Genomic DNA, 22,424 nt, shown 5'->3' on the forward strand with positions numbered 1-22,424 from the left:
GTCAGACCTCCCCGGCCCTCCGGTCGAGTTCGGAGTCGAGCGCGATTGCCGCTGTGATGAGCGCCAGGTGGGTGAAGGCCTGGGGGAAGTTCCCGAGCTGTTCGCCGGTGAGACCGACCTCCTCGGCGAACAGCCCGACGTGGTTGGCGTACGTGAGCATCTTGTCGAAGGCGTAACGGGCCTGATCGCGTCGGCCGGCCGTGGCGAGGGCGTACACGTAGAGGAAGGTGCACAGAGAGAACGTGCCCTCGGAGCCCCGCAGGCCGTCGGGGGAAGCCGCCGGGTCGTAGCGGTGGACGAGGCTGTCGGACACGAGCTCGCGGTCCATGGCGTCGAGTGTGGACAGCCAGCGCGGGTCCTTGGGGGTGACGAAGCCGACCATGGGCATGAGCAGCAGCGAGGCGTCCAGGACACTGCTGCCGTACTCCTGGACGAACGCCTGCCGTTCCCCGCTCCACCCGAGCGTCATGACCTGGTCCATGATCGCGTCCCGTGCGGCCGTCCAGCGGGCCAGGTCGGCGGGGCGTCCGGTGGCCGTGGCCTGCCGGATGCCGCGGTCCAGGGCGACCCAGCACATGACGCGGCTGTAGGTGAAGTCCTTCCGGCCGCCCCTGGTCTCCCAGATGCCCTCGTCGGGGCGGTCCCAGTTCTCGCACAGCCAGTCCAGCAGGGCGGTGCAGAGCCGCCAGTCGTCGAAGCCCACCGCGTCGCCCACCCGGCCGGCCTGGACGAGGCCGTGGACGGCCTCCCCGTAGATGTCCATCTGCAGCTGGTCCGCGGCTCCGTTGCCCGCGCGCACCGGTGCGGAGCCGCGCCAGCCCTCCAGGTGGCCGAGGACCTCTTCGGTCAGGTACGGGTCCCCGTCGACGCGGTACATGATCTGCAGGGGCTCGCCGTTGGGAGCCCCGCCGTCCCTCAGCCGCCGCATGAGCCAGCCCCCGAAGGCGTGCGCCTCCTCGGTGAAGCCGAGGTCGCGCATGGCGCGCACCGCGAGGGAGGCGTCACGGACCCAGGTGTAGCGGTAGTCCCAGTTGCGCTCGCCGCCCTCCTGCTCGGGCAGTCCCATGGTGGCGGCGGCGATGGGCGCACCGGTGGGGGCGTACGTCATCAGCTTGAGGGTGATCGCGGAGCGGTTGACCATCTGCTGCCAGCGGCCGCGGTAGGTGCAGCGTCCGATCCAGCGGTGCCAGTAGTCGCGCACGGCGTCGAACTCCTCGATCATTTCGCCCTGGCTCACGGGCGGTGGGGCCGGGCCGCCCGCGTCGCAGACGGTCAGCAGGACGGCCGCGCGTCCGCCCTCGGCCAGGGTCACGCTCGCCCGCACGTCGGCCCCGTCGGCCTCCAGCACCACAGGACCCAACGCCTGCAGGTAGGCGCTGATGCCGGGCCCGTCGAACCGGGCGGTGGATCCGTCACACATGAGCTCGTGGGACGCCCGGCCGTAGTCGAAGCGCGGCCGGCACTCCAGCTCGAAGCGCACGGTTCCGCGTACGACCCGCATGACGCGCACCACCTGGTGCCGGTCGGTGGCGGTGTGCGGCTCGTGGACGGGCATGAAGTCGACGACCTCGCCGACGCCTTCGGGGGTGAGGGAGCGGGTGATGAGGACCGCGGTGTCGGCCATGTACAGCTGGCGGGTGACGACATCGGCATCGTGGGCGGCGTCGGTCGTGATGGCGAAGTACCCGCCGCGGTCGTGGTCGAGCAGGCTCGCGAAGACGCTGGGCGAGTCGAAGCGCGGTGAGCAGAACCAGTCGAGCACCCCCTCGGACGAGACGAGGGCACAGGTCTGGAGGTCCCCGATCAGACCGTGTTCGGCGATGGGCGGGTAGGCGCGCATCACGCGGGCGTCATCGGGGCGAAGGGGTGCATCGCGTCGGCGCCCGGCCGGACGATGCCGTAGGTGCTCTCCGGCACTTCGTTCCAGGCGCCGGGCAGGTCGCCGAGGGGCTCGGACACGACGAGTCGCGTCTCCTCGGAGATCTCCCGCAGGAACCCGACGTCGGGGTGCAGCCTGCGCAGGTCATCCACCCGGCTGCTGTAGAACAACGACCTGGACGCGTGCGCGCTGGAGTACCGGAAGGCCCACACGCTTTCGCCGTCGGTGACGGCGAGCGTCATCTGGAGCGGGAACTCCACTCCGTGGTCGTGCCCGGCGCGCTCCACCACGCCCGCCATCCGGGCCACGGCGGCCGGCGGGTCCTGTTCCAGGCCGAAGGTGAGGGCCAGGTAGAACATCACCTCCGAGTCGGTCGTCCCCTCGATGTCGGCGTACAGGGCGGGATCGACGAGGAGGGCGAGGTCGCGCCGCATCAGATGGAAGCCGGAAATCGAGCCGTTGTGCATGAACATCCATCGGCCGTGCCGGAACGGGTGGCAGTTCGACTGCTGCACCGCCGTGCCGGTCGACGCGCGGATGTGGGCGAAGAACAGGGGCGCGCGGACGTGGTCGGCCATCTCCCGCAGATTCCGGTTGTTCCAGGCGGGCCCGACGTCCCTGAGCAGCGCCGGCGTGGCGTCCCCCTCCGAGTACCAGCCGACACCGAACCCGTCCCCGTTGGTGGTCTCCACACCGAGCTTGGAGTGCAGGCTCTGGTCGATCAGGGAGTGGGCGGGCTTGTAGAGGATGGTGTCGAGCAGCACGGGTGTCCCCGAGTAGGCGAGCCATCGGCACATCTGCGATCACCTGGATCCTTGGGCCACGCCGACCGCGAACCGCGCTCCCCGGCGGGTGGCATCACACGGACCCGGCCCGGCAGTCCCATTCTCGACTCGCACCCCAGGGCGCGCCACACGGGGCGGGCCGGCGGCCAGGGGCCGGCCCGAGGCCTCCGGCGGGCATCGGCGCGACACCGCGGGTCGCCGCCGCGCCGCTTGGCAGGCGGTCGGCACCGGATCGGCAGGCTCCAAGGGCGAGGACCAGGCAGGCAGCCGAAGCGCACACCCCGGTGGTCACCCGGGCCAGGCGGCGCCGACGGGCGAGCGGCACGCCGGCCGCCGCACGGGCAGCCAGTTGCCCGCTACATTGAGGAGGCGCACGACTCCCCGATCTTCGCCAGCCCGATCTTGTCGGCCGGTGAGATACGGAGCCGTAGTGGTCGCCGCCCAGGAGGATGCCAACTTCGACCAGGCAGTCGCCGCCTTCGCCGCCCGCAATGCCGAACGGAGCACCCGCGCCGCGCTCCGTACGCCCCAGACGCAGGGCCTCTGACGTTCACCCGCCACCCCTCGTCCCTCCAGGGGCAGCAATTCGGTACACGCAATTACAGTGCGCGAGGAGTAAGCGAACCGATCCGCTCCTCCATCTCCTCATCCGAGAGGTCTCCTCCGAGCTCACGCCATCGGGACAGGCGCTTGGCATCCCAGAGCGACATCTCGAAGGCATCGTGCATGCACCCGACAACCCCGAACGCAACCTCGCCGAGATCGTCGCGTGGGCCGATCATCTCCACCAGGAAGCGCATGACCGAAATCGCGGATTCGCCGCTCAACGAGTGCGCCTGAAGGCTTCGAACGATGCGCGCCCTCTTCGCGAAGTACTCTTCCGAGTCCATCCACCCTCCCGGTCGCATGAATCAAATCTTCCAAGAAGGCCCTGTCGACCCCGCTCGGCAGCCCTACAAGACTGCCATTGGCATTCCGGACCATGGTCCGCGGACACGGCCCCCGCCCAGGCCCCGCCCGCGCCGGCCCTCACTGCGGCCGATGCGATCGTGACCGACGGCACCAACGGGGCCCGGCCCAGCTGAAGCCGGGGGGCCACCCCGACGGTCCGTCAGCTGCTCTAGGGGACGATGCTGCCGTCGGCTCCGACGCGGCCTACGCACTCGCGGACACCTTCGGCACTGGCACCACCATCCCCATCCCGGATGTCCTGGACAGACCCTGACCACGACCGGGTCCGGTCGTCATCGACGTCAGGCTCCGCCGGTGCCGGTGGACGTCAGGAAGTGCTGCTGGTCGGCCAGGAACCCCTCGGCGAAGAGGGCTCCAGGCGCGAACAGGGCGGTCAGGGTCAGGCGCAGCGGGGAGTCCTCGACGGTGTGTCCGACCAGGCCGTGGGTGGCGTCGGGGTAATGGGCGACGCGCAGGGCCGGTTCCGGGAGGAGGCGTCGAGTACGTACGCCACGCCTACCGGCAGGACCGGGGGCTCGCCCCCTGGGACGGAGCCTGGCACCTGTTCGCCTTCGCCATCCCCGAGACCGCGCGGCAGTCCCGCGACGCCCTGCGCGACACCCTCCTCCACCTCGGCGCGGCTCCGCTCCAGGGCGGTCTGTACGTCGCCGCGAACGAGATCGGCGGCATCGTGGAGGCCCACGCCCGCCACCTCGGCGTCCTGCCCTCCCTCAGCCGCTTCACCAGCCGCGGCCTGAGGGTCGGCGAGGAGCAGGAGCCGGTGCGGCCGGCCGCCCTGTTGTGGCCGCTCGGCCCGGTCGCCGAGCGGTACGAGGCCCTCGCCGCCCTCGCCGGGGCCCGCCTCGCCCACCTGTCCACCCCCGGCCGCCGTCCCACCGGCGCCGAACGGCTGACGTACGCCGTCGAGCTGGCGGCGGCCTTCACCGCCGCCGTGGAGCCCGACCCCCTGCTGCCTCCCGAGCTGCTGCCCCGGCCCTGGCCGGGCGCCCGCGCCCTCGCCGCCCGGTGCTGGGAGGGCCAGCGCGACGACGGCGAGGACAGCGGCGGGCCACGCCTCTTCCGGCTCTACGACGACGCCCCGACCGGTCCCCCGCCCCGGTGATCCGCCGCCCCGGGGTGGGCGGGCCGGATGTGCGGTCAGTACGGGCGGACCTCGACCCGCTGGCCCCAGACCCGTACGTTGCATTCCCGGCTGAGGGTCCAGCTCTCGCCGGGGCCGATCCGGTACCAGTTCGACCAGTTCCACACCGCGATGCCGGACGTCGGGCCGCAGAGGCCGCCGAGGCGGGCCCAGCTCGTCTGCGTGCCGCCGGTGCAGTCCATCCAGTAGGCCGTGTTCGCGTAGTGGCCGATGCACGAGGCGAGGCTCTGCGTTCCGGCGGGGGCGGCGGCGGCCGAGGTGGCGGGCACCAGGGCGAGGCCGGCGGCGGTGACGGTCGCGGCGGCTATGCCGAGCGCCTTGCTGCGCAGTTGCATGGGTCCTCCCGTGGGATTCGAGTCGGGCTTGTGTGCGGTTGAAAGCTAGTTCGACCGGCCGCCGCCTTCGATCCCCGGAAGTCGGGGTTTCGCCGGACCGGGCGGTGCGGTAACAGACCCGCGTGACCCGATCGAACGCAGGTTTACCCGACGGCGCCGCGCTGCGCCGGGCCCGCACGAGGATCGAGAAGCTGTGCCAGGGGCTCCCGGATCCGATGACGCTGTTCAGCGGCCTCAACGAGATCATCCCCGCGGCGGTCGCGGTGGACGGGGTGTGCGGACTGACCCTGGACCCGGCCACGCTCATGCACACCGGCGGCTTCCACGAGAAGGGAGTTCCGCACACCCATCTGCCCAGGCTCCTCGACATCGAGTACGGGGAGGAGGACGTCAACCACTTCCCCCACCTCGTCGGGACCGGCCGGCTCGCGGCCGGGCTGTGGCAGGCCACCCACGCGCGCCCGCACACCAGTCGCCGCTACCGCGACGTCTACCGTCCGACCGGCCTGGGCGACGAGATGCGCGTGGTCCTGCGCGGACGCCACACGGTGTGGGGGGCGCTGGTCCTGCACCGGGGCGGCGACCGGGCCCCGTTCGGCGTGGAGGAGATCGCGGCCGTGGGGGCGCTCGCGCCCGCCGTCGCCGACGGGCTGCGGCGTTCGTACCTCCGCCACGACGCCGCCGCCGTGGACCCGCAGGACCCCGCCGCCCCCGGACTGCTCACCTTCGCGCCCGACGGCGGCGTCGAGGGGGTCAGCCCGTCCGGGCAGGTGTGGCTCGACCGGCTGGGCGGCGGGACCGCCGGACCCGGCCGGATCCCGCAGCCGGTCCTGCACGCGGCGAGCAGGGCCCGTGCGGCGGGCGAGGCGTCCGTACGCGTGCACGACGGGGCGGGGCGCTGGGCATCGCTCGCGGCCACGCTCATGGACACGGCCGGGCGCGTCGCGGTCATCGTCCAGCCCAGCCGGCCCGAGCACACCATCGGGATCCTGATGGAGGCGTACGACCTCACCGCCCGCGAGCAAGAGGTCGCACGGCTCGTCGTCTACGGCATGTCCGACACCGAGATCTCCCGGCGGCTCGGCATCTCCCCCCACACGGTCAGGGACCACCTCAAGAAGGCGTTCGACAAGACCGGGACGAACAGCCGGGGCCGGCTCCTGCGGCTCCTCTACTTCGGCCACTACCGGCCCGACGTGGAGGGCGGCCGCGCCATGGGGTCCTCCGGATGGTTCACCACGGCCGCCATGTAGTGGTGAACTCCCTTTATTCGTACGTAAGTTCAGCCGCCCGGACGCTTCTACTTAGGTAGACGGCCCGTCTTCTACCTAAGTAGATTTGCCGCCATGCCGGACGTGAACCTGACGCCGCACACTCAGACGCTGCTGCGCGCCCTCCTCGGCCAGGGCGTCGACACCGGGCAGCGCTCGGTGGTGCTCACCGAGGGGCTGTACGGGCTGGACCTGGTCCGGCGCACCGGGCTGCCCAACGGCACCCTGTTCCCCATCCTCGAACGGCTGCGCCAGGCGGGCTGGGTGGAGCGGTACTGGGAGGAGGACGCGATAGCCGAGGCCCAGGGCCGCCCCCGCCGCCGCTTCTACCGCATCAGCCCCAAGGGCGCCGTCCTCGCCCCGCAGGCCCTCGCCGAGGCGAGCGCCGCGGCGCCGACGACATCGTGGCCGGGCCGTGCCCGCCCCGGACTGGCCGGAGGCACCGGTGAGTGACCGCAACACCACGAACCCCGCACGGCCCGGCCGGCGGGTGGCACCGTTCCTCCTCGCGGCGGTCTGCGCCGGCTACGCCGCGGGCTCCGCCCTGGGTTGGGGCTCGCCGCAACTCGCCTTCCTCATGGGCGATCTCACGCTGAGCGCCACCGCCGCGATCGCCGCCGCGGCCTGCTTCCGACAGGGACGGTCCTCCGACGGCCGTGCCCGGCCGGCCTGGCTGCTGTTCGCGCTGTCGTTCGCGACGGCGGCCGTCGGGCACCTGGCCGACCCGCTCCTGCCGTACTTCGCGCCGCCCGCCGTCGCGGGGCTCCTGCTGCTGGCCAAACGGCCCGTGAGCAGGGCCGGCCAGGTCTGCCTGGCACTCGACGCGTGGCTGGTCGGCGGCTCCCTGTTCGCGCTGTACCGGATCCTGTCCACGGCCGACGCCGTCCAGCACGCCCCGTTCGCCTCCGCCCGTGCGCCGCTGGACATCGCCCTCGTGTCGATGGCGCTCGTCCTGCACTTCCACCGTTCCGGCTCCGGCCGCCGGGCCGTCGACACGGCCGCTGCCGCCCTGGCGTCGATCGGCGTGGGCGACCTGCTCGTCACGACGCCCTTCCACGACGCCGCCTGGTTCGGCGGCCCGCTCCTCATCGCCTGCGCGCTCAGGCACTCCCGGCGGACGAACACGGCCGCGGCTCCTCCCCCGCCGCCCTCCGCCCGGCCCGACGGCCGCCCGGCCGGCGCCTCACTGCCCGCGCTCGCGCCGTACGCCGCCGCGGCCACCGGCGTCCTCGGGATCCTCCACGAGGTCCTCGACGGCGGCCGGGTCGACGTCGCGGCCCTCGTCGCCGGCGGCACCGTCGTCCTCGGCGTCGTGTTCCGGCTGGGCATCGCGCTCCTCGACAACATGACCCTCACCCTGGAGCTGGCCCAGAAGGAGAACCACTTCCGCACCCTGATCCAGGCATCCAGCGACGTCATCATGATCGCCGCGCCGAGCGGCGTGCTCCGGTACGTCAGCCCCGCCTCCAGCCGGGTCTACGGCCGCGAAGCCGAGGAGCTCGTGGGGCAGGACCTCGCCGCGCTGGTCCACCCGAACGACCTCGGACGCATGGTGCACGAGGTCCGCCGGTTCCTCGGCGCGGATGCGGTGGAGGAGCCCACCCTGCGCCTGGAGCACCACGTCCGGTCCGGCGACGGCAGCTGGCTCGACGTCGAATCGACCATCAGCCGCTACCAGGGCGGACTGCTCTTCAACAGCCGGGACGTCACCCCCCGCGTCCGGTTCCCGGCCCGGACCGGCCGGCAGGCCGATCCGGACCTCCCACCGCCCGCGCCCGGATTCGCGGCCTCCGAGCCCCGGGACGAAGGCGACACCGGCGATCCGCCGGACGCCGACGCGTCCCAGGAGGACATGCCCCCGGCGGGGGCGGGGAAGCCGGAGGACCGGGCGAAGGAGCCCGGCGGCCGGGTGCTCCCCCTCGGAGCCCTGCTGCTGCCCGCGGAGGAGCGGCGCGGCTGGGTGGAGGAGCAGAAGGCCATCCTGTCCGACCTCCCGGGGCGCCGCGAGCAGTGGATATGGATCATCGAGCAGCTCTTCGCCATGCCCAGATTCGCCTACACCGTCCGCAGCGGCCGCGACAAGGAGTCCGCATGACCACTCCGCCCCCGCCCCCGCCCCCACCTCCCGACGGCGAGCCCCTGGTGAGCCAGCGGACGGCGCTGGTGCTGCTGATGGCGGCCTTCATCGGCACGGTCCTCGGCGCCCTCACCGCCCTGTCCACCGGCAATGCCGCCGGAGGCCTGATCGCCGCCCTGTCCGGCTTCGGGGCTGCCACCCTGGGCCTGCACAAGCTGATCGGCCGCTGACGGCGCTCACCGCCCCGCCGCGTCCTGCCGGTCCACGACGAGGAGGGCCACGTCGTCGCCCAGGCGGCTGTGCGTGTGCCGCACGAGGGCTTGGCGCAGGCCCTCCAGGAAGCCCTGGCGGGAGTGGTCGCGCAGGGCGGACACGGCTCCGGGCAGGTCGAAGAAGGCCCTGTCGCGGTCGCGGGCCTCGATGACGCCGTCGGTGTGCAGCAGGAGGCGGTCCCCGGGGGCGAACGGGTAGGTCTCCGTGCCCGGCGGGGACCCGGTGATGAATTCCTCCAGGCCCAGCGGCGGCTGGGGCGTGCTGGGCGTCAGGGGCCGGACCTCGCCGGCGTGGAGGAGCAGCGGCGGGGGGTGGCCGCGGTTGACCACCTCGATGTGCGGGCCGTCCGGGACCTGGGCGACGAGGGCGGTGACGAACCCCTCCAGGAGGGCTTCCGCGCCGTCTGCCGGATCCGTCTCGGCCTGGGCGCCGACGCTCGCGAGGGCGGCGTCCCGGCGGAGGGCCGCCGCGCAGTGGTTGACGACCTCGACCAGGTCGTCCTCGTAGTGCACGGACTCCCGGAAGGCGCCCAGGACCACCGCCGCGGCCCGTACGGCGGGCAGCCCCTTGCCCCGGACGTCCCCGACGATCATCCGGACCCCGTAGCGGGTCTGGACGGCGTCGTACAGGTCGCCGCCGATCTGCGCGCCCGTCTCGGCGGCCAGGTACATGCTGGCCGCCCGTACGGGGCCCAGCCGGTCGGGCACGGGCCGCAGCAGCACTTCCTGGGCGGCCGCGGCGATCCGGCGGACCTGGTTGAGCTGGCTCTCCCGGCGCGTGCGGGCGGCGCGGCTCGTCGTGAAGCTCGCCGCCGTGACCAGGGACAGGGCGAGGAAGTTGGTGTAGACCTGTTGGCCGCTCCAGGCGTGGTTGTGGGTGGCGGTGATCACGCTGACGACGACGGCCAGGGCCGCCGCCGCGAGCGTGCCCCTGGGGCCGGTCGTCACCGCCGCCAGGGCGGGCGTGGCGACCAGCAGCGGCCCGGTGTAGATCACGTGCGCGGGCGTGAGCTCGATCAGGAGCACCAGCAGGGCGATCGCGAAGGGCGTGCACTCCGCGAGGAGGAAGAGGACCTGGTGGTGACCGCCGGCTCCCGGTCCCGGGGGCGAGCGCAAGGGCGCTCTCATGAGTACAGCCTGCCCCTGCCGGGCGCTCGGACGCCACTCCGTGCACCCCGTCCCCGGTGCCCCGTGCGCCGGCGGCGGGGGCTCGGCCACCCGGTGCGGCCACCCGATGTCGCCACCCGGTGCCGCCACCCGAAGGGGCCACGCCGGGAACCCGTCTGCCCCGCTCGACACGACACGGCCGCGTGCGTGGGGAAACGTCGGGGGGAGTGCAGGAAGCCCCCGGAAGCCCCCCTTCGTGAAGAGGCACGCATGGACGAGGCCGAGCGGTACGAGCGATACGTCGGCGGCAGCCCGGAGACCGAGCGGCTGGCCTTCGAGCGGCTCGCGAAGGAGTTGCTGCGCGTGCAGCTCAAGGCGCAGCGGCGCAGCGGCGCGGCCGCCCCGGCGCGGACCTTCCACGCCAAGGCGGTCCTCGGCGTGGAGAACGGGCGCCTGCGGTTCCGCGACGACCTCCCCGAGCCGCTGCGCACCGGGTTCGCCCGGCCCGGCGCCGAGTACCCGGTGACGGTCCGGCTGTCCAACGCCGGCGGGGTCCGGCGGCCCGACTCCGCGCCCGATCTGCGCGGGGCGGCGCTGCGCGTCGAGGTGGGGCCCGAGGAGACCCACGACCTGCTGATGACCAGCTTCCCGGTCTCCCACGCCCGGGACGCGCGCGAGTTCGTGGCCTTCGCCAAGGTGATGGCGGGCGCCGGGTCGCGGCCCGCCCAGGGGTTCGCCCTGTTCGTCAGGCTGCCCCTGGCGGTCGGCTGGTCCACGGCGGCCCGGATGCGGCGCAACGTGATGGCGGGGACCAGGCGCACCGTGTCCAGCCTGGCGCTGGAGACGTACTGGAGCCGGGGCGCGATCCTGTGGGGCGGCGCGGGGCCGGTGCGCTACCAGCTGCGGCCCGGTCCGGGCACCGCCCCGGCCCCGGCGGGGCCGCCGGCCGGGCCCGACGGCCTGCGGGACGAGCTGGCCCGGAGGCTGGGTGCGGGGGACGTCGTCTTCGAGCTGTGCGTGCAGCGCTACGTGGACCCGGGGCGCACCCCCATCGAGGACGGCGCGGCGGAGTGGACCGAGCGGGACGCGCCCGTGGTGCCCGTGGCCACGCTCACCGTCCCGCGCCAGGACCTGCTCACGGCCGGGGCACGGGCCGCCGCGGCGCGGGTCGAGCTGCTGGCCTTCAACCCCTGGCACACCTCGGAGGGGTTCCGGCCGCTGGGGAACCTCAACCGGGCCCGCAAACTCGCGTACGAGGCGAGCAGCGCGCACCGTCTGGGCCGCCGCTTCGTGACCGTGGAGCCGCGCCGCAACGCCCTGCTCGGGACCCCGCTGCGGGCCGCGTTCCGCTCCCTGAACCGGGTCGTCCCGTGGCACCGGCTGCCCACGCCGGTCGCGCTGCTGAACCTGATGGCGTTCCGGCAGACGCTGCGCCGGCACAACCTGATCGACACCGAGCTGCACGAGGCACCGCCCCAGGCGGGCCCGGTGGAGCCGCCCGTGGACGAGGAGCTGCTGGTCAGGCGCAGCTACGACGGCAGCCACAACGACCTGTCCGAGCCGCGGATGGGTGCCGTCGGCGCGGCCTTCGGGCGCTCCATGCCGCCGGACTACCGCCCGGACCGGTTCGACACCCCGAACCCGGTGGTCGTCAGCAGGGAGCTGCTGCGGCGCGAGGCCTTCCTCCCGGCGACGTCGCTGAACGTGATCGCGGCGGCCTGGATCCAGTTCCAGGTGCACGACTGGGTCAACCACAAGCGGTTCCCGGTGGGCACCCGCAGCGTCGAGGTGCCGATGCCGCCCGGCACGGACTGGCGGAACACCCCGGGCGGGCCGCGCGAGAAGGTGATGCGGTTCGGTGACGACGAGCCGCTGGACGCGGCCGGGAGCGGGCGGCCGCCGATCCGGTTCGCCGGCGGGGTGTCGCACTGGTGGGACGGTTCGGAGGTGTACGGCGGCGACCAGGCCGTCGCCACGTCGCTGCGCGAGCCGGGCGGCGGCGCGGGGCTGCGGCTGGAGCAGGGGCACCTGCCGACGAGCGCGGACGGCCTGCCGGTGACCGGGTTCAGCGACAACTGGTGGCTCGGCCTGAGCGCCGTGCACACCCTCTTCGCCCGCGAGCACAACGCGGTGTGCGCGGCCCTGCGGGGCGAGTACCCGCACCTGGACGAGGAGCGGATCTACCACACGGCGCGGCTGGTCGTGTCCGCCCTCATCGCCAAGATCCACACGGTGGAGTGGACCCCCGCGATCCTGGCCACCAGGACGCTCGACATCGGGATGCGGACGAACTGGGAGGGGCCGCCGAAGAAGTGGCTCGACCAGCTGGGCGTCTGGCTGCTGGAGGCGAACGCCAGGGACGGCATCCCCCGGACCCTGCCCGACCACCACGGGGCCCCGTACGCCCTCACGGAGGAGTTCGTCACGGTCTACCGGATGCACCCGCTGATCCCCGACGACTACGAGTTCGTCGACCACCGCTTCGGCCGCCGGCTCGACACCCTCGGCTTCGCCGACCTGCAGGGCGCCGCGGCGGAGCCACTCATCCGCAAGACGGGGCTGGTGGACTCCCTCTACTCGCTGGGCATCGCCAACCCGGGAGCCATCACCCTGCACAACTTCCCGCGCTCGCTCCAGGCGTTCCAGCGCGACGGGGAGGTGATCGACCTGTCCGTGGTCGACCTGGTGCGCACCCGGCGCCGCGGCGTGCCCCGCTACAACGACTTCCGGGCCGGTCTGCACAAGCCGCGGATCCGCCGGTTCGAGGACCTCTCGGGGGATCCGGAGACGGTCGCGCGGCTGCGGGAGGTCTACCGTTCGGTGGACGACGTCGACACGGTGGTGGGGCTCTTCGCCGAGAACCCGCCCGCGGGGTTCGGCTTCAGCGACACCGCCTTCCGCGTGTTCATCCTGATGGCGAGCCGGCGGCTGCAGAGCGACCGCTTCCTCACCGTCGACTTCCGGCCCGAGATCTACACGCCACTCGGCATGGACTGGATCGCCCGCAACGGCATGACGAGCGTCATCCTGCGGCACTGCCCCGAGCTGGCGGGCGTCCTGCCGCGCGGGGCGAGCGCCTTCGCGCCCTGGCGGCCGGTCCAGCCGGTCCGCAACCACGACGGCCGCGGCTGAACGGGGAGGGGCCATGTCCGCATCCGAAGGCACCGGCCGCCGGCACCCCGGCCTGGAGGAGCTGCTCGCCCGGCCGCTGCTGCGGACGGTCTTCGGCCGGCGCACCCACCGGGTCAGCCGGGGCGCCTCCGTACCCGCCGGGTCGATGAGCTACAGCTCCCCGCACCCTCCGCGGCCGCTGGACGAGCTGGAGGAGGCGGTGCTGATCGCCCTCACCGGCTCCTCGGGGCTCACCATGCCCGACCGGCCGTTCGAGGACCCGCGCGACCACAAGCCGATCATGGCGAAGCCGAACCTGAACATGACCGGGCGCACCGCCGGCAGCCCCGACAACGCGCAGGCCACCCACTTCTTCATGATCAACGACAGTGGCACGTACTACCTGCGCAAACTGCCGCCCGCCCCGGAGGCCCCCTTCGACCCGGACACCCTGGTCGAGCGGGCCCGCGCGGCCAAGGTACGGGTGCTCGGCCACCGGCTGGACGTCGCCGAGGGGATGCGCGACTTCCCCGCCTACCTCGACTCCAACCGGTTCCTGTCCAACCTGCCGGGCACCACCCTGTTCCTGCCCGTGGTCGACCTCTCCCACCAGTACGTCAACGCCCTGATGTACCTGCTCACCCAGCCCGACGGGGCCCGGCCCACCCTCGTCGACGACCGCAACTTCTACCGCCCGGCCGGGGTCCGCAAGTGGATCGACAACGGCTTCCTCAACCCGGACATCAAGATGCCCCTCGGCGCCCTGGGGCCGATGCGCACCCAGATCGAGGCCGACCTGCTGCTGCAGAACATGATGCTGGTCGCGGACGCGATGGGGCTCGGCGCCTGGATCCACGCCACGATCAGCCCGCAGATCATGCTCGGCGACCCGAAGTTCTCCCGCGCCTACGGCCGGATGCTGGGCTTCGACTTCGTCACCCCGAGGTTCCGCCCCCTCGACGTCCTGCGCTGGCAGGTCCCGCTGCCGAAGTACGCGGCCCTGCGCGCCCACCCGGTGGGGCTGCGGTCCGGCGGCGAACACCTCATCAAGGCCGCCTGTCCGCCCCACTACCCGTCGATGCGCGAGGCCGTCGACTCCGTCGTCCGGTCCAAGTTCGGCGAGGACGGCATCTACGCGGACAAGGAGCTCTTCGGCCGCGTCTACAAGGGCGACTACGCGCGGCGCTACCTCGCGGAGGCGAGCGAGTACGACCGGCAGGTCGTCGACTGCGCACGGGACATCTGCGTGTACATCCACGAGACCCACGGCCGGTTCCCCGCGCACACCGACGCCGTCCACGTGCCCGGCGTCTGGCTGCAGGCGCACCACGTCGAGACCGAGTACTACGACCGGTTCTTCCGCGGCGGCCTGACCGACGCGCACCGCCGGCACGCCGCGCACTGGGACGCGGACGCGTAGGGAACACGCAGAGAGCGGGGAGAGCCGATGAGGGTCTACGAGGCCATCGTCAAGGGGCTGGAGGGCATCGGGGTGCGGGCGGCCTTCGGCGGTGCCGGGGAGAACGCGGCCGGCCTGATGCTGGCGCTGAAGCACTCCAAGCTGATCCGGCCCGTCATCACGCGCCACGAGCAGGCCGCGTCGTTCATGGCCTGCGGCTACGCCATGTACACGAACCGGCTCGGCTTCTGCTTCGCGACGGCCGGTCCGGGCGCGTTCAACCTGTTCTCGGGGCTGGCCGTGGCCATGTCCGACTCCTATCCCGTGCTCGCCGTCTCGGGGTACGCGTCGATGGAGTGGCGCGGATGGGGCTCGCTCAACGAGACCTCGGGCCTGAACCGCACGCCCGACTCGCAGGCCATGTTCGCGGCGACGACCAAGAAGTCCTTCCTGCTCACGGATGCCGCCGACACCTGCGAGGTCCTGGAGGAGGCGGTGAACACCGCCTTCGAGGGCCGGCCCGGGCCGGTGCACATCCACGTGCCCGAGAACCTCACCCACCGGGGCGTGGAGGTGCGCGGCTTCCGGCCGGTCGAGCTGGACGTGGCGCCGGTGCTGCCCGATCCCGCACGGGTCGAGGAGATCGCGGACGTACTGGCGGACGCCCTCGCGCGGGGCAGGCGGGTCGTGGCGCTCGTCGGCTTCGGCGCGGTGCGCAGCGGGGCCGGACCCGAGGTCAAGCGGCTGATCGAACGCTTCCGGATCCCGCTGCTCACCACCCTGGACGGCAAGGGCATCGTCTCCGAGGGGCATCCGCTGTCGGTCGGCGTCTTCGCGGACAGCGGGCACTCCAGCGCGTGGAAGGCCTTCCGCGAGGCGGACGTGGTGCTGTGCGTCGGCAACTCCCTCAACCAGCACGCGACGTTCAACTACCGCCCGGACCTCTTCGAGGGCAAGGTGCTCATCCACGTGAACATCTCCGAGGGAGAGTTCCACAAGGCCTACCCGCCCGACCACGCGCTGCTGTCCGACGCGCGTCCGGCGGTCGCCGCGCTGACCGAGGCGCTGGAGCGGAGGGTGGGCGAGGTCCCGCCGGTGGAGGTCGACGGCCGGGACTACGAGGCCCGGCACATCATCCACCTGACGGAAGGGATCCACCCGGGGCAGCTCGCGCAGTCGATCGGCCGGATGCTGCCGCCGCGGGGGGTGCTGCTCGCCGACGCGGGGGCCCATCTGGCGTGGCTGGGGTACTACGTGGAGCTGGAGGAGGGGCAGAACTTCCGCAAGGCCGGTTCCTTCGGGCCGATGGCCGGGCACGTCAACGGGGCCATCGGCCTGAAGGTCGCCCATCCGGACCGGACGGTGGTCGTCGGCTGCGGCGACGGCTGCTACTCGCTGTCCGGCTTCGAGCTGATGACGGCCGTGGAGAACGAGATCCCGGTCATCTGGGTCGTCTTCAACGACGGCCAGTTCAAGCTGATCAAGCTCTTCCAGCTGGTCACATACGGGGAGTCGGCGCTGGTGGAGTTCCGCAACCCGGACTTCGCGGCGTACGCGCGCGCGTGCGGGGCGGAGGGCTACCGGGTGGAGACCCTGTCCGAGTTCGAGGAGGCCTTCCGCGCGGCCCTGGCCTCGGGCCGGCCCGCGCTGATCGACGCCCGGATCACGCGGTGGGCGGTGCCGCACTACAGCCCGTCGCCGGACGGGGTGATCGCGGGGCTGGTGGAGACGGTGGAGGAGCGGCTGCGGGGGCCGGCGGACTGAGCGGCCGCGCCTACTTCGGCCGGGAGTCGCTGCCGGCCAGGCTGCGCCACACGCCGACGACGATGGCCAGCTGGGCGGCGAGGTAGGCGACCTGAGTGGACAGTCCGCGCAGCTGGTAGACGGAGAGCAGCAGGCCGAGGCGGCTGGGCCAGAACCTCCTCTCCTCGCTGAAGGTCGCCATGTCCATCCAGATGCTGGTGAGGGTCAGGACCAGCAGCATGAGCGCGACGTGCAGGAAGACGTAGCCGAGTTCGGTGTCGGTGATCTGGGTGACCAGGGCGCCCACACACACCGGAAGGGCGTAGGCCGCCGTCAGGCTCAGCGCGCGCACCGGACTCCGGCGCCCGGGCAGCACCCGCCACAGCGCCCCCAGGACCAGGCCCGCTCCGGCCCATGCCACTTGCCACGCCAGGCACTTCGCCGCGATCTCCGGAACCCCCGAGAGGCTCTGGAACGTGGCCATCTGGGTCCGGTCGTCCTTGAGGTAGCTGAGCCAGACGAGGGCGAGACTGGCCGGGATCCCGAAGCCGAACGCCAGGCGGGCCGCACTCTTGGCGTTGTCCCACCAGTCCTCGCCGGGTCCCCAGCTGAGGGCTGCGTCCAGGACGGAGATCTGGGCCGGTGGGCGCCCCTTGCCCCACCCCGCGAACAGCCAGTGGTGCAGCCCGTCCAGCCTCTTCTCCAACTCCTCGCGCGAGACGTCTCCCTCCGCCCGGCCGCGGTCCAGCGCGTACAGCTTGTGGTGCAGGTTGCGGAACTCGTGGGCCTTGTTCAGCAGTACGTGGCGGCGCCGCCTGGTGCCCAGTCTCCGGACACGGAAGTCCGCTTCGGTACGGCCCAGTACGGAGAACCGCCGGCCGACCGTGACCACCGCGTACAGCGAGCCGATCATCAGCAGGAGCCAGGCGCCGAACAGCAGGTTGGAACCCGCGAACTCGACCTGTCGGAACCCCACCGAAAGGGCGAAGACCGCGACGGTCAGCAGGAGATCGGCCTTGGCAGGCCCCAGCGGCGGTCCGTCCGCCCGGACGTCGGGCCGGCCCTGCCGGTCCTTGACCCGGATCTGCAGCAACGCGACGAGCGCGATGCCCGTCAGCAGCCACGCGTAGGCGTAGACCCAGGTGAGACCGGAGTAGGGGAACTGTTGGAGGAACCGGGCCCATTCCCGGTCGCGGGCGACTTCGGACTCGTCGATGAGCCAGTAGGCACGGCTCCACCAACGCGCGTGCGTCCACCAGAAGGAGGCGAGCATCCCCGCCGCGACCACCGCGAGCAGTGCTGCCGCGACCACCGTGGAACGGACCGGCGCCTTGTCCCACGCCTCGTTCCAGGAACGTCTGACCATCACCCCTTCCCGCGCGAAGCGCCACGCCCATGCCGCCATCGCGGCGAGCCACAGCCACAGCGTCCCCAGCGCCAGCAGGGTCAGCCCGATGAGGCCGGAGGGGAACAGGACCGACAGGAAACCGGACACCGCCACGGCGGAGGCGGTCAGGCTCACCGCCCAGGCCCGGCGCCGCTGGGCGTGCCCGGCGTCGACGCCGGCGGCGGCCTCCTGCACGGCGGGGGCGGGCGGAGACGCGATGTGGCGCCACGGACGCGCGGCGAGCACCAGGACCAGGGCCAGGGCGATGGCGACGACGTGGCGCCAGGACGGTCCGGCGGACGGGGGCCGGTCCACGATCAGCACCCGCAGGAGGACCGCCACCACCACGCTGAGGACGGACCACAGCAGGACCACCCTCGCGAAGCCGGCCGGTCCCGGGGTGCCGGACGCGGCAGCTGAACCGAGCGCATCGGGCTCCTTCCGTGACGCGTAGAGCACGGCCACCACGCTCACCAGCGACGTGAACGCCCACCACGTGGCGACACCCACCCAGCCCAGGGTCCACCACCGCTCGCCCACGTTGAAGGAGCGCTGCCAGGGGGGATCCACCTCGACCCGCACGTCGAACGGTTCCGGTTCGGACCACACCAGGCGCTCGGGGTCGGCGGAGGAGGGCGGAGGAAAGGCATTGGTGGCTTCGAGCCCGTCCAATCGGACCTCGACCTGACCCCACTTGGCGTCCTTCAGCGTGTTCGGCGGGCGGAGGAACACGCGCCAGTTGTCGCCCTTCCTGTTGACCTCGATCCGCCACGGACCGAGCAGGAACGGCCTGTTCTGCTCGATCCACGCGGTCGCCTCGTAATGCACGGTGACCACATCGCCGCGGACGCTCACCCGCGGGTCCTGGAAGCGCCACTCACGGTTGCGCGGGGCATTGTCATCGCCCCGCAGGAGGCAGCGCATCGCCTTCCGGTAAAGGGGCGACCTCTCGCTGAGTGCCAGATCCGTGGCGCCGGGCCATTCCTTCGCCGAGACACTGACGGTGAGGGTCGAGATCACCTGGGCGTAGCTGCGGTCGTGGTAGTCGAAATCGAGCCCGGCACTCACGTTGCGGGCCTTCAGCCTCCCCGTCTCGCAGACGTCGGCGGCGTGCGCCGCCTGCCGAGCCCCGCCCCACACCGCCATGGCCGCGGCCAGCAGCAGGACCAGACTCCACCACCGGGTCTGCACCATCGCGCCCCGTCCGCATCGTCCGCATCGTCTTCTCCGGCACTCCGTCCTGAGACCCTCTAACACGCACCGCGTCCGCGCCGCGACCGGACGCGCGGGTGCCGGGCCCCGTCCACCCTCCCGGCCGCCGCCGACCGGATTGCGGGAGAGCGGTCGGCGGCCGATGATGAGGTGGAGGGGGTCCGCCCACTCTCACCGGGACGCGCCATGCCCCACTCCCAGGAAGCCACCACAAGGAAGCCGCTCCCCCGCTTCGAGGAGGCCGAAGGGCTCGGTCCGTCGGACGCGGCGTTCGTACGGGACCTCGTCGAGGTGCTCGACAAGCACGGGAACCTGGACCGCTTCGGCCTGTGCCTGCTCCACGACCACTTCCCGCTCGCCCCCGACGAGATCATGGTCGAGACGAACGACCCCGCCGCGCGCACCCTCCACGCCCACGTGGAGAAGCGGGACCGGACGCTGCACGTCAAGCCCTCCCAGTGGCGGTTCGCCCCCCACGGCGCGGAGCGCCCGGAGGGCGGCCCCTACCAGGTCGTCATGCTGTGCGACCCGCTCGACCTCTGCCCGGGGTGCGAGGGGCACTGACGGGTGCCGCCGACCGGATGGCCTTGGCCCGCGGGCCGTCTGGCGCCGGTCTGCGCGGGGTAGTACCGGTTCGTGCTGCTTCTGCCTGCCGACCACCGCGGCCTGCGCGAGCGCTTCGCCGCCGAGGGCTACGTACCGCTCCCCGGGCTCGTCCCGCCCGACCGGCTCGTGCCGCTGCGGCGCGAGATCCGGCGCCTCGAATCGATGGCACAACACCAGGAGCGGGGGGCCCGGGGGGCACCGCACCTCATGACGACCCTCGGCGGGCGGCTGATCGCCGAGGAGTCGGAGCTGATCCCGCGCGTCTACCACGACCCCGCGCTGATCGGGCTGGTGCGCGGGATCTCCGAGCTCGACGCGGTGCCCGTCGCGGATCCGCTGGAACGCCACGTGATCGACATCCTGCACCGGCACGACGACGCCCACGGTGAGCACACCCACGGCCACCCGCTGGCCCTCGTGGTCTTCTCCGAGGCGCCCGGCTCGGCCCGGGACGGCGGGCTGCTCCAGTACGCACCCCGGGGCACAGGCCTGCCGGCGGAGGACGACGAGGTCGCCCACCGGGCCCACCACCGGCCGGGGGACGCGTACTTGCTGCGCGCCGACACCACCGCCCACCAGGTGACCGCGCTGCGCCGGACCGGACTGCGGCGGGTCGCGCTGAACTTCGCGTACACCACGCCCGACCGGCAGACCGCGGCAAGATAGCAGCCCTCCGAGGGCCCGCCCGGATGTTTGTCCGATGGTGATGGTCCTTCCGCGACGGCCCCGGCCGGGGCACTAGCGTCCCGTGGCACCCAGGAGTTCGGGTGCGCACCGCAGAGCGCCTGCCGCCGCTGCCGCCCCGCTCCTCCTGCCTGCCCACGGAGCGAGGAGGCACTGTGCTGTCATTGCGACGGCGATCCGTCAGCGGCTTGTCGGTGGCCACGAGGTACACGATCGGGAGCGGTCTGGTCATCACCGCCCTGGCGGTCACGCTCATCGCGCTGCTGATCCCCGTGTCGAAGTTCGGCGACCGGGCCTCGGCCGCCGCTGCGGCGGGGACCGCCGCGAAGCCGGGCACCGAGGACGACGGCGCCGGGACCATGAGCACGGCGTACGGCCCGCTGTCCGCCGCCGACCGGGACTTCGTCCGTAAGGTGCGGCTGGCCGGGCTGTGGGAGCTGCCCGCGGGACGGCAGGCGCAGCAGCGCGGGACCCGGCCCTCGGTGCGCACCGCCGGGATGCACCTGGTGGAGGGGCACACCGAACTGGACCGGCAGGTGCTCCAGGTCGGCCAGGCCCTCGGCATGGACCTGCCCGACAAGCCGAGCGCCCAGCAGCAGGAGTGGCTGAACCAGCTGACGAACGCCCCGAACGCCGAGTACGAGCGGCTGTTCATCCAGCTGCTGCGGCGCGCGCACGGAAAGGTGTTCGCGCTGCTGGCGCAGATCCGGGCGCAGACCCGCAACTCGATGGTGCGGTCCCTGGCCACCTCGGCCAACGCCACCGTGCTGGACCACATCACGGTCCTGGAGGAGAGCGGGCTGGTCGACTTCGACTCCGTCTCCGACGCGGGCCCCGCGCCCGCTTCCCCCACCCCGGTCCACCACCAGGGGGCCGCCGCGCCCCCTCAGATGTCCGACCGACGAAACGAAGTGAAGTGATCGCATGAGTCACAAGGGCCACAGGCGCCCCCGGTTCAAGCTCCTCGCGGTGGTCTCCGCCCTGGTGCTGGGCGGTGGCGGGGTAGCCGTCGTCGCCGGCAACGCGAGTGCCGGGCAGGACGGCCGTACGGGACAGGTGACGGCCACCATCGACTGCCCGGACGTGGGCGACCGGCTCACCTCGGTCCCCGACCAGGCCAGGGGCGAGGTCGACGAGAACCTCGCCCAGCTGGACGTCCAGGTGGCCGACGCCTACCGGCAGCTCGCCTCCGGACAGGTGCAGGGCAAGTCGCAGAAGGACGCCCTCCTCGGCCGGCTGCGGGACCAGCGGGCGACGACGATCAGCCGGGTGTCCGACGCGATAGGCCGCTCCTCCGGGCGCCCGGAGGGTCTGGACAAGCTCAGCGGGTGCGAGATGAAGGAGGCGCCGGCGGCGCAGGACGAGGCGGCGCCCGACGCCGCGGCGGCCGCGGCCCCGGGTCCGGAGGCCGCCGCCCGGAGCTTCGGGCAGAAGGGCGGGCCGGCCAGGAGCGACTTCGTCGACATCACCAAGGTGAAGCCGAACGTACGGACCCCCGCGCCCTCGGGGGGCGCGTCCAAGGGCTCCTTCAGCTCCGAGTGCGGCCGCAACGAGAACGGCCACTTCAACCCCGACAACGTCATCGTCGCGCCGGGCGTCTCCAACGGCGCGCACCACATGCACGACTACGTGGGCAACAAGACCACCGACGCCTTCTCCACCAACAACAGCCTCGCCGCCTCCGGGACCACCTGCGGCAACGGCGACCAGTCCACGTACTACTGGCCGGTGCTGCGGCTGCGCGACGGCCGGGCGGAGAAGGACGCCAAGGCCCCGGGCGGCGGCCAGGACGCCAACGTGGGCACGATCCTGAAGCCCAAGCAGGTGACGATCAGCTTCAAGGGCAGTCCCGTGGGCCAGGTCAAGGCGATGCCCCGGTTCCTGCGGATCATCACGGGTGACGCCAAGGCCTTCAGCAACGGCACGGCCAACGCCAACGCCTCCTGGAGCTGCACCGGCTTCGAGGACCGCCAGCTGAAGGACAAGTACCCGGTCTGCCCCAAGGGCAGCGACGTGGTGCGCACCTTCACCTTCCAGAGCTGCTGGGACGGCCGCAACACCGACAGCGCCAACCACCGCACCCACGTGGACTTCGCGGACAGGAACGGCCGCTGCAAGAAGGGCTTCACGGCCGTTCCGCAGCTGGTGCAGCGGATCACGTACGGGGTCGCACCGGGGTCGCGCATCGCCGTGGACAGCTTCCCCGAGCAGCTGCACAAGCCGGTGACCGACCACGGCGACTTCATCAACGTCATGTCGGACGGCCTGATGGCCAGGGCGGTGGGCTGCATCAACAGCGGGCGCACCTGCCGCTGACGGAACAGACGAACGGACGAGGGGGGGGGGGGGGGGGGGGGGGGGGGGGGGGGGGGGGGGCGGGGGGGGGGGGGGGGGCGACGGGGGGGGGGGATGACGGCGCGGCTGCCGATGAGCATGCCCCTAA

The 22,424-nt window shown here is 72.7% G+C and carries 18 protein-coding genes and 1 pseudogene; 13 read left to right on the forward strand and 6 right to left on the reverse strand.

Translation table 11 applies throughout. The annotated features are described in order from the left end of the window. Position 1 precedes the first annotated feature (1 nt). Together AC07A6_RS06030 and AC07A6_RS06035 are read right to left on the reverse strand one after the other, a co-directional pair. The gene (locus AC07A6_RS06030) at positions 2-1,840 is read right to left on the reverse strand and encodes a glycoside hydrolase family 15 protein (RefSeq protein ID WP_478776258.1); all 1,839 of its coding nucleotides are present in this window, start codon (positions 1,838-1,840) and stop codon (positions 2-4) included. Further along, positions 1,840-2,676 carry a class II glutamine amidotransferase gene (locus tag AC07A6_RS06035; protein WP_478776259.1) on the reverse strand — a complete coding sequence of 279 codons (837 nt, stop codon included), beginning with the start codon at positions 2,674-2,676 and terminating at the stop codon, positions 1,840-1,842. The genes AC07A6_RS06030 and AC07A6_RS06035 overlap by 1 nt, the downstream gene beginning before the upstream one ends. A 400-nt stretch (positions 2,677-3,076) precedes the next feature. Here AC07A6_RS06035 and AC07A6_RS06040 point away from each other — a divergent pair, with 400 nt between their 5' ends. Beyond that, positions 3,077-3,211 (forward strand): hypothetical protein, encoded by a 135-nt coding sequence (locus AC07A6_RS06040; protein WP_478776260.1) that lies wholly within the window; start codon positions 3,077-3,079, stop codon positions 3,209-3,211. A 52-nt stretch (positions 3,212-3,263) separates the two neighbouring features. On the opposite strand, the gene AC07A6_RS06045 is transcribed toward AC07A6_RS06040, so the two are convergent. Then, positions 3,264-3,554 (reverse strand): hypothetical protein, encoded by a 291-nt coding sequence (locus AC07A6_RS06045; protein WP_478776261.1) that lies wholly within the window; start codon positions 3,552-3,554, stop codon positions 3,264-3,266. Positions 3,555-3,910: 356 nt separating this feature from the next. Between AC07A6_RS06045 and AC07A6_RS06050 the strand changes: the two genes are divergently transcribed. Next, positions 3,911-4,738 carry a PaaX family transcriptional regulator C-terminal domain-containing protein gene (locus AC07A6_RS06050; RefSeq protein ID WP_478776277.1) on the forward strand — a complete coding sequence of 276 codons (828 nt, stop codon included), beginning with the start codon at positions 3,911-3,913 and terminating at the stop codon, positions 4,736-4,738. 35 nt (positions 4,739-4,773) lie between these two features. On the opposite strand, the gene AC07A6_RS06055 is transcribed toward AC07A6_RS06050, so the two are convergent. After that, entirely contained in the window at positions 4,774-5,112 is a 339-nt protein-coding gene (locus AC07A6_RS06055; RefSeq protein ID WP_478776262.1) for a hypothetical protein, read from the reverse strand. A 122-nt stretch (positions 5,113-5,234) separates the two neighbouring features. Between AC07A6_RS06055 and AC07A6_RS06060 the strand changes: the two genes are divergently transcribed. From AC07A6_RS06060 to AC07A6_RS06075, 4 genes and pseudogenes are all read left to right on the forward strand, one after another. Then, a complete protein-coding gene (locus tag AC07A6_RS06060) occupies positions 5,235-6,365 on the forward strand; it encodes a helix-turn-helix transcriptional regulator (protein ID WP_478776263.1) in 1,131 nt (376 codons plus the stop codon). Positions 6,366-6,458: 93 nt separating this feature from the next. Beyond that, positions 6,459-6,836 (forward strand): PadR family transcriptional regulator, encoded by a 378-nt coding sequence (locus tag AC07A6_RS06065; RefSeq protein WP_478776264.1) that lies wholly within the window; start codon positions 6,459-6,461, stop codon positions 6,834-6,836. 685 nt (positions 6,837-7,521) lie between these two features. After that, positions 7,522-8,142, forward strand: a pseudogene (locus AC07A6_RS06070) (PAS domain-containing protein); the annotation flags it as partial. Between the two features lie 332 nt (positions 8,143-8,474). Then, entirely contained in the window at positions 8,475-8,690 is a 216-nt protein-coding gene (locus tag AC07A6_RS06075; RefSeq protein WP_478776265.1) for a hypothetical protein, read from the forward strand. A gap of 6 nt (positions 8,691-8,696) precedes the next feature. On the opposite strand, the gene AC07A6_RS06080 is transcribed toward AC07A6_RS06075, so the two are convergent. Beyond that, a complete protein-coding gene (locus tag AC07A6_RS06080; RefSeq protein ID WP_362466121.1) occupies positions 8,697-9,860 on the reverse strand; it encodes a PP2C family protein-serine/threonine phosphatase in 1,164 nt (387 codons plus the stop codon). Positions 9,861-10,109: 249 nt separating this feature from the next. Here AC07A6_RS06080 and AC07A6_RS06085 point away from each other — a divergent pair, with 249 nt between their 5' ends. The 3 genes from AC07A6_RS06085 to AC07A6_RS06095 are packed head-to-tail and all read left to right on the forward strand — an operon-like array spanning position 10,110 to position 16,113. Then, positions 10,110-12,971 carry a peroxidase family protein gene (locus AC07A6_RS06085; protein ID WP_362466124.1) on the forward strand — a complete coding sequence of 954 codons (2,862 nt, stop codon included), beginning with the start codon at positions 10,110-10,112 and terminating at the stop codon, positions 12,969-12,971. 13 nt (positions 12,972-12,984) lie between these two features. Then, positions 12,985-14,370, forward strand: coding sequence for a hypothetical protein (locus tag AC07A6_RS06090; protein ID WP_386274703.1), 1,386 nt, complete (start codon positions 12,985-12,987; stop codon positions 14,368-14,370). A gap of 27 nt (positions 14,371-14,397) precedes the next feature. After that, positions 14,398-16,113 (forward strand): thiamine pyrophosphate-binding protein, encoded by a 1,716-nt coding sequence (locus tag AC07A6_RS06095; protein ID WP_478776266.1) that lies wholly within the window; start codon positions 14,398-14,400, stop codon positions 16,111-16,113. A gap of 10 nt (positions 16,114-16,123) precedes the next feature. On the opposite strand, the gene AC07A6_RS06100 is transcribed toward AC07A6_RS06095, so the two are convergent. Then, positions 16,124-18,673 (reverse strand): DUF6185 family protein, encoded by a 2,550-nt coding sequence (locus AC07A6_RS06100; RefSeq protein ID WP_478776267.1) that lies wholly within the window; start codon positions 18,671-18,673, stop codon positions 16,124-16,126. Between the two features lie 204 nt (positions 18,674-18,877). Between AC07A6_RS06100 and AC07A6_RS06105 the strand changes: the two genes are divergently transcribed. The 4 genes from AC07A6_RS06105 to AC07A6_RS06120 all read left to right on the forward strand — a co-directional run bounded on the left by AC07A6_RS06105 (position 18,878) and on the right by AC07A6_RS06120 (position 22,297). After that, on the forward strand, positions 18,878-19,255 hold the full coding sequence (locus tag AC07A6_RS06105) for a hypothetical protein (protein WP_362466134.1): 378 nt from the start codon (positions 18,878-18,880) through the stop codon (positions 19,253-19,255). 72 nt (positions 19,256-19,327) lie between these two features. Next, positions 19,328-19,963, forward strand: a complete 636-nt coding sequence (locus tag AC07A6_RS06110) for a HalD/BesD family halogenase (RefSeq protein WP_478776268.1) — start codon at positions 19,328-19,330, stop codon at positions 19,961-19,963. A gap of 173 nt (positions 19,964-20,136) precedes the next feature. After that, positions 20,137-20,901 (forward strand): DUF4142 domain-containing protein, encoded by a 765-nt coding sequence (locus tag AC07A6_RS06115; RefSeq protein ID WP_478776278.1) that lies wholly within the window; start codon positions 20,137-20,139, stop codon positions 20,899-20,901. A 4-nt stretch (positions 20,902-20,905) separates the two neighbouring features. Continuing rightward, on the forward strand, positions 20,906-22,297 hold the full coding sequence (locus AC07A6_RS06120) for a DUF1996 domain-containing protein (RefSeq protein WP_478776269.1): 1,392 nt from the start codon (positions 20,906-20,908) through the stop codon (positions 22,295-22,297). The last annotated feature ends 127 nt before the right edge of the window (positions 22,298-22,424 follow it).

This window comes from Streptomyces sp. NPDC044002, assembly GCF_056434525.1.